The organism is Kineococcus arenarius subsp. arenarius (assembly GCF_050871845.1).
Taxonomy (GTDB): domain Bacteria; phylum Actinomycetota; class Actinomycetes; order Actinomycetales; family Kineococcaceae; genus Kineococcus.
Genome location: NZ_JBJLSE010000054.1, coordinates 1 through 12,369 on the forward strand (window position 1 = coordinate 1; position 12,369 = coordinate 12,369).

General features: G+C 73.7%; 8 protein-coding genes. All 8 read right to left on the reverse strand.

The window, feature by feature from the left end:
* Positions 1-184 precede the first annotated feature (184 nt).
* Positions 185-568, reverse strand: a complete 384-nt coding sequence (locus tag ACRYM0_RS13410; protein ID WP_432505830.1) for a DUF4233 domain-containing protein — start codon at positions 566-568, stop codon at positions 185-187.
* The gene (locus ACRYM0_RS13415) at positions 565-2,001 is read right to left on the reverse strand and encodes a bifunctional folylpolyglutamate synthase/dihydrofolate synthase (RefSeq protein ID WP_432505861.1); all 1,437 of its coding nucleotides are present in this window, start codon (positions 1,999-2,001) and stop codon (positions 565-567) included. Before ACRYM0_RS13415 ends, ACRYM0_RS13410 begins: the two co-directional genes overlap by 4 nt.
* Positions 2,002-2,102: 101 nt before the next feature.
* Positions 2,103-5,366 (reverse strand): isoleucine--tRNA ligase, encoded by a 3,264-nt coding sequence (gene ileS, locus ACRYM0_RS13420; RefSeq protein ID WP_432505832.1) that lies wholly within the window; start codon positions 5,364-5,366, stop codon positions 2,103-2,105.
* Positions 5,367-5,669: 303 nt separating this feature from the next.
* Positions 5,670-6,422: a hypothetical protein gene (locus ACRYM0_RS13425; RefSeq protein WP_432505833.1), complete on the reverse strand. Its 753-nt coding sequence runs from the start codon at positions 6,420-6,422 to the stop codon at positions 5,670-5,672.
* Positions 6,419-7,789: a UDP-glucose dehydrogenase family protein gene (locus ACRYM0_RS13430; RefSeq protein WP_432505835.1), complete on the reverse strand. Its 1,371-nt coding sequence runs from the start codon at positions 7,787-7,789 to the stop codon at positions 6,419-6,421. The genes ACRYM0_RS13425 and ACRYM0_RS13430 overlap by 4 nt, the downstream gene beginning before the upstream one ends.
* A gap of 42 nt (positions 7,790-7,831) precedes the next feature.
* The gene (locus ACRYM0_RS13435; RefSeq protein ID WP_432505837.1) at positions 7,832-9,100 is read right to left on the reverse strand and encodes a right-handed parallel beta-helix repeat-containing protein; all 1,269 of its coding nucleotides are present in this window, start codon (positions 9,098-9,100) and stop codon (positions 7,832-7,834) included.
* Complete coding sequence (locus ACRYM0_RS13440; protein WP_432505839.1) at positions 9,097-10,974, reverse strand: right-handed parallel beta-helix repeat-containing protein; 1,878 nt, start codon at positions 10,972-10,974, stop codon at positions 9,097-9,099. Before ACRYM0_RS13440 ends, ACRYM0_RS13435 begins: the two co-directional genes overlap by 4 nt.
* A 1-nt stretch (position 10,975) precedes the next feature.
* Positions 10,976-12,289 carry a glycosyltransferase gene (locus ACRYM0_RS13445; protein ID WP_432505841.1) on the reverse strand — a complete coding sequence of 438 codons (1,314 nt, stop codon included), beginning with the start codon at positions 12,287-12,289 and terminating at the stop codon, positions 10,976-10,978.
* Positions 12,290-12,369: the final 80 nt, after the last annotated feature.

Below are 12,369 nucleotides of genomic sequence, written 5' to 3' on the forward strand. Positions count from 1 at the left end.
GGGAGGCGGCGGGTGCGGAGGCCGGCGTCCGGAGCCCGCCCGGCCCACCCCGGCGAGGCGGTGCACCCGGCAGCGGGCGGAGAGCCGGCCGCAGCACCCGCCGACGCCCGCACCCCCGCGACCACGGCCCCGCACCTCGGCGACCAACGGCCCCGCACCCGGGGAAGCGGGTCCCGCGCACGGTTCAGGAACCCTCGGGGGGCCTCTCCGCGAGGCCGCGGGCGACGAGGTCGCGCTCGCGCTCGACGCGGGTGCCGACGTGCAGGCACCCCCACCAGATGCCGGCGAAGGCCACGCCGATGCCGACCATCGTCCAGCGGAACGCCTCGGGAACCACGAACCCGGAGGCGACGATGACCGCCTGCAGGACCCAGCCGAGGGCGTAACCGGCGCGCGAGCGCAGCATCCCCGCGCACAGCACGCAGAGCAGGGCGACCACGCCGCCGGCGACGAGGTAGCTGGTCTGCTCCTCGCGGTGCAGGGCGGTGGCGGCCAGGGTGGCGAAGAAGACGACGAGCGCCTCGGCGACGAGGGTGCTGGCGGCGAGCACCCGCTTGGGGTTCCTCACACCGCACCGCCCCTGCCCAGCAGGAGCCGGGCGTCGCCGGCGAGCACCACCGAGCCGGCGACGAGGACGCCGGCGCCGGGGCCGCCCTCGGACTCGGCCAGGTCCACGGCCGTGGTCAGGGCGGCGTCCAGGCGTTCGACGACGTGCACGCGGTCCTCGCCGAAGACGTCCTCGGCGATCTCGCCCAGCTCGGAGGGCTCCAGCGAGCGCGGCGAGGAGGAGCGGGTGACGACGACCTCGGCCAGGACGGGTTCGAGGGCGGTCAGCAGGCCGTCGACGTCCTTGTCGCCGGCGACGGCGAGCACCCCCACCAGGCGGGTGAGGGTGAACGCCTCGGCGACGGCCTCGGCCAGCGCCCGCGCCCCGGCGGGGTTGTGGGCGGAGTCCACGAGGATCGCCGGGGAGGTGCGCAGCAGCTCCAGCCGGCCCGGGGAGGAGACGTCGGCGAAGGCGGTCTCCACCAGGCCCGGCGGCAGGGCGTCCCCCGGCAGGGCCAGCAGCGCTTCGGCGGCGCTGAGGGCGGTGGCCGCGTTGTCGGCCTGGTGCGCGCCGTGCAGGGGCAGCAGGACGTCGGTGTAGGTGCCTCCGCGGGTGCGCAGCGAGACGAGCTGCCCGCCCACGGCCAGCGAGCGGGACTCCACGCCGAAGTCGGCGCCGGCCCGGGTCACGCTGACGCGCTCGGCGGCGGCGCGGGCCAGCAGCACCGCCGCGGCCTCCTCCTCCTGCCGGCCCATGACGAAGGTGGCGCCGTGCTTGACGATGCCGGCCTTCTGGGCGGCGATCTCCTCGAGCGTGGAGCCCAGCCACGCCTCGTGGTCCATCGCCACGGGGGTGACGACGGTGACGTCGGGGGTCACGACGTTCGTGGTGTCCCACGTGCCGCCCAGACCGGTCTCGATCACCGCGACGTCGACGGGGGCGTCGGCGAACGCGGCGAACGCCATGAGGGTGAGGACCTCGAAGAAGCTCAGCCGCGGCTCGCCCGCCTCCTGGGCGCGGGCGTCGAGGATCGTCACGACGGGTTCGACGTCGTCGTAGGCGCGCACGAACGCCGGGCGGCTGATCGGCTCGCCGTCGATCGCGATGCGCTCGGTGACCTCCGACAGGTGCGGGCTGGTGAAGCGGCCGGTGCGCAGGTCGTGCTCGCGCACCAGCCGCTCCACCATGCGCGCCGTCGACGTCTTGCCGTTGGTGCCGGCGACGTGGACGACCCGGTACGCCCGCTGCGGGTCGCCCAGCAGGCGGCACGCCTCGCGGACCCGGTCCAGGGTGGGGTGGATCCGGTTCTCGGGGTTGCGCTCCAGGATCGAGGCGACGACCTCGGCGTAGCGGGGGTCGTCGTCCGCGCCGGAGGCGTGGCGCTGCTCGCGGCGGCGGCGCTCGGCGCCGGTGGCCGGTGGCCGGTGGTCCTGCGGGACCCGCCCGCGGCGCATCGCGTCGCCGCCGAAGGCGACGTCGTCCTCGAGGACGCCGGGTTCGAGGTGGGCGTGCTCCTCGCCGCGCTCGCGCCCGCGCTCCCCGCCGGGTTCGTGGTTCACCGCTCCTCCAGCTTCTCGACGGCGACGCGGACCTCGTGGCCCTCCACCGAGCCCACGAGCGTGGCCCGCTCCAGGGGCAGCACGTCGGCCTGCCCGGAGGAACCGAACTGCTGGGCGAGGGTCTCGTCGACGACGAGGTTCTGGTGGGTGACCAGGGCCTCCCACACGGGGCCGTCGGCGGCCACGGTGAGGCGGATGCGGTCGGACACGTGCAGGCCGGCGTCGCGGCGGGCCTGCTGCACGAGGCGGACGACGTCGCGGGCCATGCCCTCGGCGGCCAGCTCGGGCGTGACCGCGGTGGCCAGGACGACGAACCCGCCGGCGTCCAGGGCGGCGGTGGCCAGGCCGGGGTCCCCGCCCTCGACGGTGGTGGTCAGCTCGTACTCGCCCTGGTGCAGCTCGACGCCCCCGGCGATGACGGTGCCGTCGGGGCGTTCCTCCCAGTCCCCGGACTTCGACGCCTTGATGGCCTGCTGGACGTTCTTGCCCAGCCGGGGCCCGGCGGCGCGCGCGTTGACGGTCAGCTTGGCGACCACGCCGTGCTCGACGGCCCGGTCGACGTGCCCGAGGACGACCTCGCGGACGTTGACCTCCTGGGCGACGAGCTGCGCGAAGGGTTCCAGCGCCGCCGGGTCGGGGACGAGGACCTCCAGGCGCTGCAGCGGCAGCCGCACCCGCAGGCCGTTGGCCTTGCGCAGCGCCAGCGCCGACGAGCACGCCGAGCGGGCGGCGTCCATCGCGGCCACGAGCGCGGGGTCGGCGGGCAGGTCCAGCGGGTCGGGCCAGTCGGTCAGGTGCACCGAGCGCCCGCCGGTGAGGTCCCGCCACACGTGCTCGCTGACCAGGGGCAGCAGCGGGGCGAGCAGCCGGGTGGTGGTCTCCAGCACGGTGTGCAGGGTGTCCAGGGCGTCGCGGGCGCGCTCGGACTCGCCGTCCCAGAACGCGGTGCGGGAGCGGCGCACGTACCAGTTCGTCAGGACGTCCAGGAACTGCCGCACGCTCTCGCAGGCGCCGGCGATGTCGTACTCGTCCAGCTCGGCGGTGACGGCCACGACGGTGTCGTGCAGCTTGGCGAGCACGTAGCGGTCGAGGACGTCCGTCGAGCCGGTGCGCCAGCGCGGCGTGTGGCTGGAGGTGCCGGAGTAGAGCTGGAAGAACTGGAAGGTGTTCCACAGCGGCAGCAGCACCTGGCGCACCGAGTCGCGGATGCCCTGCTCGGTGACGACGAGGTTGCCGCCGCGCAGCACCGGCGAGCTCATGAGGAACCAGCGCATGGCGTCGGCACCGTCGCGGTCCAGGACCTCGGAGACGTCCGGGTAGTTGCGCAGCGACTTGCTCATCTTGCGCCCGTCGTCGCCCAGCAGGATGCCGTGCGAGACGCAGGTGCGGAACGCGGGGCGGTCGAACAGGGCGGTGGCCAGCACGTGCAGGGTGTAGAACCAGCCGCGGGTCTGCCCGATGTACTCCACGATGAAGTCGCCCGGGTAGTGGCTCTCGAACCACTCGGTGTTCTCGAACGGGTAGTGCACCTGGGCGAAGGGCATGGACCCGGACTCGAACCAGCAGTCCAGGACCTCCGGCACCCGGCGCATGGTGGACTTCCCCGTGGGGTCGTCGGGGTTGGGGCGGGTCAGCTCGTCCACGTGCGGGCGGTGCAGGTCGGCCGGGCGCACGCCGAAGTCGCGCTCCAGCTCCTCCAGCGAGCCGTACACGTCGGTGCGCGGGTACGCGGGGTCGTCGGAGACCCAGACGGGGATGGGGCTGCCCCAGTAGCGGTTGCGGCTGATGGACCAGTCGCGGGCACCGGCCAGCCACTTGCCGAAGGACCCCTCCTTGACGTGCTCGGGCACCCAGGTGATCTCCTGGTTCAGCTCGACCATCCGGTCGCGGATCTTCGTGACGGCCACGAACCAGCTGGAGACGGCGCGGTAGATCAGCGCGTTGCCGCAGCGCCAGCAGTGCGGGTACGGGTGGTCGTAGGTCTCCTGGCGCAGCAGCAGCGCCCCGCTGGGCACACCGTCCTTCAGGGCGCGCGCGATCGCCTTGTTCGCGTCGAAGACGTGCTCACCGGCGAAGTCGGGCACCTCGGCGGTGAACCGGCCGCGGGCGTCCACCGGCACCACGGGCGTGATGCCGGCGGCGTCGGTGACGGCCTTGTCCTCCTCGCCGAAGGCGGGGGCGATGTGCACGACGCCGGTGCCGGAGTCGGTGGTGACGTAGTCGGCGGGCAGCACCTGGTGGGCGTTCTCGCGGCCCTCGAAGTACCCGAACGGCGGGCGGTAGCGCTCCCCCAGCAGGTCCTCGCCGCGGTAGCGGGCGCTGACCCGCCCGGCGACGTCCTCGCCGAGCTCGCGGGCGTAGTGGCCCAGGCGCGCCTCGGCGAGCAGGAAGCGCCGGCCGTCGTGCTCGGTGCCGGGCGCGCCGTCGACGACGACGTAGTCCAGCTCCGGGTTCACGGCCATCGCCAGATTGCTGGGCAGCGTCCACGGCGTGGTGGTCCAGATCAGGGCGAGCACGCCGGCCAGCTCCGGGTGCGCGTCCGAGCCCAGCAGCGGGTACCCGACGGTGACGGCCGGGTCCTGGCGGTTGCGGTAGACGTCGTCCAGGCGGGTCTCGGAGTTCGACAGCGGCGTCTCGCAGCGCCAGCAGTACGCCAGCACGCGGAAGCCCTCGTAGACCAGGCCCTTCTCGTGCAGGGTCTTGAACGCCCACATCACCGACTCCATGTAGTCGGTGTCGAGGGTCTTGTAGTCGTGCTCGAAGTCCACCCAGCGCGCCTGCCGGGTGACGTACTCCTCCCACTCGCGCGTGTAGCGCAGCACGGAGGTGCGGCAGGCGTCGTTGAACGTCGCGATGCCCATGGTCTCGATCTCGGACTTGTGGGTGATGCCGAGCTGGCGCTCGGCCTCCACCTCGGCGGGCAGGCCGTGGGTGTCCCACCCGAAGCGGCGCTCCACCCGGTACCCGCGCATCGTCTTGTAGCGCGGGACGACGTCCTTGACGTACCCGGTGAGCAGGTGGCCGTAGTGCGGCAGGCCGTTGGCGAACGGCGGGCCGTCGTAGAAGACGAACTCCCCCGCGGCCGAGCCGCGCCGCGCCTCCACGCTGGCGGCGAAGGTGCCGTCGGCCGCCCAGGACTCCAGGACGGCTCGCTCGATGTCCGGGAAGCGGGGGGTGGAACCGCCCTGCTCGGCGGCACCGCCGCCCTGCTCGTCCGCCTGGGTGGTCTGGTCCGCTGCCTGGTCCGTGACCTCGGGCACGTGCGCTCCTCGACGACGTCGCTGCTGCCGCGGGGACGACTCCCGCCGGGGCCGGCGGTGCCGCGGTACCACCCCGCTTGCCGTCGGCACCCCTCCCCGGGCGGGAGGCGCGACGACGACCGCTCGTCGTCCGGCTGTCACGGGCCGGACCCGTCCGGGTCTAGTGGGGCGCCCGCCGGCGTGGCCGGCACCCGTTCTTCCGGAGGCTCACCGGTGATGGCCGGGTCGACGCCTGTGGGGACATGGTAACGCCGCGGACCGGCCGGGGGCCTCCCCGGCCGGTCCGTGCGCGGGCGCCACCCGTCAGGCGCGACGCTGCCAGCGCAGCACGCCCTCGGCGTCGGGGCGGCAGGTGAGGCGCACCTGCTTCTCCGGGGAGCGCACCACCTCCCCGTCCGTGGCGCAGACCCCGCCGCTGACGACGCCGCCGTCTCCCCCGGTGGGTGCCGCGGTCGGGCTCGGCGTGGCCAGGGGCCTCGCCGTGTACGTGTCGTACGCGGCGCGCCAGTCCTGCACCAGCGCCTGGCGCGCCGTCTCCAGCGGCACCGCGCCCTGGCAGACCAGGCCGCGCAGGTGGGCCTCGAGGGTGTCCTTGGCCGCCGCGGCGAACGCGCCCTCCTTCGGCTGCGGCCACAGGTTGGACACCTCGTTGCTGCCACCGAGCGAGATCGGCACCAGGTGGTCCGTCGTGTACGGGGAGGAGTCCTCGACGCCGTAGGCGGCGGCCGCCTCCTCGGCGTCGCTGGCCCGCTCACCGCGCACGCCCGCCGAGTACCGCGGACCGCACAGGTCGGCCTGCGTCACGTCCGCGAAGACCGCGCCCGGCGTCCGCTCCAGCACCGGCAGGGCGGTCCCGTCGGCGGCCCGCCGGAAGGGGTCCGTCACGGCGGCCGCGCTCCCGGACGGCTCGACCTCGGGGATGGGCAGCGGTGTCACCGCCGGACCGGTGGGGACGCGGACCGCCCCCGGCACCGCGTCCGCGGTGCCCAGGGAGCAACCCGTCAGCGCCACCAGCAGGGCCGCCGCCGCACCGGCGACGGCGACGGGGCGCCTCACGGCCGGCCGAGCGCGCGGTAGTCCCAGCCCGCGGCGCGCCAGGCGTCGCGGTCCAGGGCGTGGCGGGCGTCCACCACGCGGCGGTGGGCCACCGTCGCGCCCAGGACCTCGGGGTCCACGGCGCGGAACTGCCGCCACTCGGTGAGCAGGACCACCACGTCGGCGTCGCGGGCCGCGTCGAGGGCGGACTCCGCGTAGCTCAGCTGCGGGTACGAGCGGCGGGCGTTGCCCATCGCCTCGGGGTCGTGGACCGTCACGTCCGCCCCGGCCTCCTGCAGCAGGACCGCCACGTCCAGGGCGGGGGCGTCGCGGATGTCGTCGCTGTCCGGCTTGAACGCGGCGCCCCAGGCGGCCACGCGCACCCCGCGCAGGTCGCCGCCGGCGACCTCGCGGACCAGGTCGACGGTGCGCTCGCGGCGGCGCTTGTTGATGGCGTCGACCTCAGCGAGGAAGGCGACCGCCTGCCCGACGCCGAGCTCCTCGGCGCGGTGCTTGAAGGCGCGGATGTCCTTGGGCAGGCAGCCGCCGCCGAAGCCCAGGCCCGGCTTGAGGAAGCGCCCACCGATGCGCGAGTCGTGCGAGAGGGCCTGCGCGAGCGCCGCGACGTCCGCCCCGGTGCGCTCGCAGACCTCGGCCATGGCGTTGATGTAGGAGATCTTGGTGGCGAGGAAGGAGTTGGCGGCCACCTTGACCAGCTCGGCGGTGGGCAGGTCCACGACGAGCACGGGCGTTCCGTGCTCCTCCACGACCGGCGCGAACGCGGCGCGCAGCTGCTGCTCGGCCCACGCGGAGGAGACGCCGAACACCAGGCGGTCGGGGTTGGTGGTGTCCTCGACGGCGAACCCCTCGCGCAGGAACTCCGGGTTCCAGGCCAGCTCGACCTCGGCACCGGCCGGTGCGACCTCCTGGACGAGCCGGGTCAGTTCCGCGGCGGTGCCGACCGGGACGGTGGACTTGCCGACCACCAGCGCCTTGCGGTGCAGGTGCCGCGCCAGCTCGGTGACCGCCGAGCGGACGTGGGTGAGGTCGGCGGCGTCGCTGCCGCGCTGCTGCGGGGTGCCGACGCAGACGAAGTGCACGTCGCCGAACTCGGCGGCCCGCGCGAAGTCGGTGGTGAAGCTCAGCCGGCCGCTGTCCAGGGCCTTGCGCAGCATCTCGGGCAGGCCGGGCTCGAAGAAGGGGACCTCGCCGGCGGCCAGGCGCTCGACCTTCGCGGGGTCGACGTCGACGCCGACGACCTCGAAGCCGAGGACGGCCATGCAGATGGCGTGGGTGGCGCCGAGGTAACCGGTGCCGATGACGGTGAGGCGCGGGGCGGCCGCGCCGGTGGCGGCCGAGGGGGTGGTGCTCGAGGGTGTGGCGGACATGGTGCGCTCCTGTCGATCGCGGTGGACGGGGTGCTGCGGGTGTCAGCCCGAGCAGGCGGGTGACGTGGTGACGGGCCGGCCGCTGGAGTCGCGGTTGGTGCACGGGATCCGGTTGTCGGTCACCTTGGGTTTGTGGATGGAGATGGCGACCCCCGGCGCAGCCACGTCCAGGACGTTGGCGTCGAAGACGTTGCCGGTCCCCCAGCCGTCGAGGATCCGGTGGGTCTGGATCCCGTCGCCGGGGGTGTTGCGCCCGGTGTTCCCGCGGATCAGCCAGTCGTTGCCCTTGACGTCCACCCACGAGTCGGCGGCGGACATCCCCGTGCCGTCGAAGGTGTTGCCGACGAGGGCCCCGCCGGTGGTGCCCTCCTTGATGTCGACGGACTCGGAGGTGGTGCCGGAGATGTCGTTGCGGGCGACGAGGTTGTAGTCGCTGCGGTCGGGGCCGCCGCCCTCGCCGTACTGGTCCCAGTTGCTCTCGGCGGAACCGACGTAGACGCCCTCGCCGAACTTCTCCTTGCGCAGGCCGGTGCGGCTGACGGTGCAGTCCAGGACGGCGTTGCCGGTACTGCCGGAACGCAGGTGGATCGCCTCGTCGCCGATGTCCTCCACGAGCAGGTCCTGCAGCACCGAACCGCTGGTCCCGTCGGCGACCACGCCCTTCTGGGCGTTGCGGACGGTGAACCCGACGAGGCGCCAGTGCTGCGCACCGGCGAGGTGGAAGCCGTAGCCCTCCTTGGGACCACCGGCGTCCAGGACGGCCTCGCGGCCGCCGCACAGCCAGATGGGGGCGCCTGCGTTCCCGGACGTCGTGGCGGTGAACGCGCCGCTGTACGTGCCGTCGGCGAGCTCGATCACGTCGCCGGGTGCTGCTGCGGCCAGGGCCGCGGTCAGTTCCGCGGCGGTCGCGACCGTGCGGGTCGCCACCGGGCAGGAGACCCGGTCGGAGGACGGCAGGCGGTCGGCGCGCGGCGCACCGCTGACGGGAGCCGCGGAACCCACCCCCGAGCCGCCGGCCGCGTCCTGCTGGTCCACCTGTTCCTCCTCGTCGCCGTCCTCGTCGTCCTGCTGCCCGGCCGGTGACGTGCCGGCAGCGGCCGCGGGATCGCTCGGCTGCGGCGCGGCGGTGGCCGGCGCCGCCGGGCCGGCGGTGCGGACCGCGCCCGCCGGGACCGCGGGTTCGGAACCGGACCGGTTCCCGGTGAGGCCGAGCACGAGCAGCACCAGCACGAGCATCGAGGCGCCGCCCGCCACCAGGCCCTGCCGGAAGGTCAGCCCGCCCGTGCCCGGGCCGCCCCGGCGCCGGCTCACGCGCCGCTCCGGGTGCTCGGCCGGCCGTCGCGCAGGTCGATGACCCGCTGCGGCGCGCTGGGCGGCGCCGGGACCGGGAGGTGCCCCTGGTGCGCCATCTGGTGGGCGTACGGGTGGGCGACCGCCCGGTCCCGCCCTCGGCCGCGGACCGCGGAGGCACCGATGAGCACCAGGATGATCACCCACAGGGCCGTCATGGGCTGCAGCAGCTTCTTGAACCAGAACCACCACGGGCTGGTGTCGTCCCAGCCGTCGAGCGCGTTGTCGCGCTCGGTGAAGGTCCCCGTGGAGCGCGTGGTGTCCAGCGCGCTCGCACCGGCGCCGGCGAGCACGTTCAGGGAGACCTCGCTGCCCTCGACGTCGCCCACCAGGGAGACGCCGTGGCCGGTGGCCCCCTGGACGGTGTTCCCGCGGATCCGTGCGGTGGAGGCGCGCACGTACACGCCGGTCGCCGCACCGTCCACGACGTTGCCCGTCGCCGTGGCGTCGGTGACACCGTCGGTGAAGGCGATGCCGTGCCGCACGGAGCGCGACACGTCGTTGCCGGTCACCGAGACCCGTTGGGCGGGGCCCTGCACGACGATGCCCATGTCGTTGCCGGACAACCGGTTGTTCTGGATCCCGATGTCGAACCCGCCCAGCACCTCGATGCCGTAGTGGCCGTTGCCGTCGAAGGTGCTGCCGGTGACGGAGTTCCTGCCGTAGGGGCTCGTCGAGGCCCCGGTCGCGCTGGGCCCCTCGGCGAGCGGCCGGCCGTTGACGCTGATGCCGTTGCCCTCGTTGCCGCTGGCGGTGACACCGTTGACGTTCACCGCGCTGGTGGCCCGGTCCAGGCTGATGCCGTCACCGGCGTTGCCGGTGGCGGTCGTCGTCTCGACGATGCCGTTGCGCACGTTGCGGTGCAGCACGATGCCGTCGATGGAACTGCCGGTGACGGTGCTGTCGGAGACCCGGATGCCGTTGGCGCTGGTCACGAACAACCCGTAGGCGTTGCCCTGGATCGTCGTGTGGGAGATGTCGAAGGAGACGTAGTCGTACGCCGGCACGGTGTAGCCCAGGTTGGGGTTGGTCTGCCCGGGCTGCAGCGGGCCGGCGGGCTGCATCGTCAGCCCGTTGAGCACCGAGTCGGCCTGGACGTCACCACCGGAGCCGGTGCGCTCGATCGCCCCCGTGTTGGGGCGGTCGGTACCGGTCAGCGACAGGCCGCCGGTGCGCCCGCTCCAGAAGCCGAGGTCGGACAGCCGAGCGTGCTCGGAGGAGAAGCTGCCGCCGATGCACCGCACGTAGGCGCGACCGTCGGTCTGGTCGGTGTCGGGCTCTCCGGCGTCCACGTCCCAGCTCTCGACCACCACGGGAGCACTCTCCTCGCCGTCGAGCTGGACGTCGCCGCCGAGACCGACGATGGAGGCGAAACCGCGTGCGCTGCTGGCCAGCCGCAGGGTGAGCCCACCGGGCCGCTCCAGGCGCAGGGTGGCACCGGGGACCACGGCGACGTGCTCGCTGAGCAGGAAGGAACCGTCGGACATCTGCACGAACGTCTGCGGCGCCAGCTGCAGCAGGTCGGTGATCGTGTAGGGCTCCGAGCGGGGGGTGAGCACGAGGGTGAAGCCCTCGCCGGTGCTCATCCGGTACGGGGTCTTCCAGTCGTCGCCCTGCCAGCGGGCGAGCGCCGTCACGGTGCGGATCTCGGTGGCACGGCGGTCCTCGGCGGCGACGAGGGCGGAGAGCCGCTCGGCCTCGTCGCCGGTGAAGGTGAGGGTGCGCGGCAGCGGGGCGGGTTCGTCGGCCGCGGCCGCGGGGGCGGCGCCGGCCAGCAGCACGGCGGTGCCGGTGGCGAGGGCGCCGGCGACGATGCGTCGGGTGGTCCTGGGCACGTCAGGCCCCCTTCGCGGGGACGGGCAGGGCGGTGGCTGCGGCGGCGGCTGGGGCGGGGGCGGGCGCGACGGCGTCCACGGGCGCACCGATCGGCTCGGTCAGGGTGGCGGCCGACTGCCCCTCGCCGCCGGTGCTGTCCGCCGAGCGGGTCAGCCAGCCCTGCTTGTTCATGGTGGCGATGGCGTAGGCCTTGACGGGCAGGGCCACGAAGATGACGACGAGCGCGTACAGGGGCAGCAGCAGGATCTCCTCCGGGTGGCGGCGCAGGTGCGAGTAGGAGCGGATGCCCCGGCCGAGCAGCAGCCAGCCGACGGCGAGCAGGATCCCGGCGGGGGTGAGTTCCAGCCGGCTGAAGATCAGGTAGCCCAGCGTCAGCGCCATGGTGACGGGCGTCAGCAGGATCTGCAGGACGGTCACCTTGGAGACGAACGGGACCTGCCACAGCCAGCCCTTCCACAGGGCCGTCAGGTAGGTGCGGGCCGAGTTTCGGCTCCAGCGCACACGCTGCTTGACGAAGGCGCGGAAGCTGTCGGGGAACATCGAGATGGCCTTGGCGGAGGACTGGTGGACCGTCTTGTAACCGGCGGCCAGGACGAGCCAGGTGAGCCGGCCGTCGTCGCCGGCGATGCAGCGCCGGCCGAGGAAGAACTCGTGCTCCAGGTTCGGCAGCAGCGGGACGACGACGGAGCGGCGGTAGACGGCGGTGCGCCCGGACACGCAGATCACCGCGCCCTTGCGGCCCATGGCGGGGGCGTAGTCGTAGTAGCGCAGGTTGACCATCCAGTCGGCGATGCGGCGCCACACGCTGCTGGTGCGCTGGTGGACGTTCTGCTGGGTGCTGACGGCTCCGACCATCGGGTCGGCGAACGGCATCTGCACGTTGCGCAGCAGGCCGTCGGTCCACATCGTGTCGGAGTCGGAGAGCACGACGAGCTCGTGGCGGGCGGCGCGGATGCCGACGCCCAGCGCGGAACGCTTGCCCTCGTGCCGGTAGACGATGACGTTGAGCCGTTCGTCGTCGATCTCGGCGAGCAGCCTGTGGCACTCGACGTCGTCGACGTCCACGACGATGATCAGCTCGTCGGGGTCGTGGGAGAGCCAGTTGCGGGCGCAGTCGGCGAGGATCCGGGGGTCCTCGCGGAAGGAGGGCACCACCACGGACGTGGTGGTGCGGTGGTCGTTGACGATGGGCTTGGCCATGCGCGAACCGATGACGCGGTAGAGCCACAGGCCCCACACGACGACGCCGGCGATGCCGAGCGGTGCCACCTCCTGCCACGACTCACCCCCGAGGGTTTCCACCAGCCAGGACATGCGCGCCTCCTGAAGTAAGGATTAGTTGCGAAGAGTGAGCGAGTACGCCATCCGGGTGACACCGGGTTTGAACTCGATGT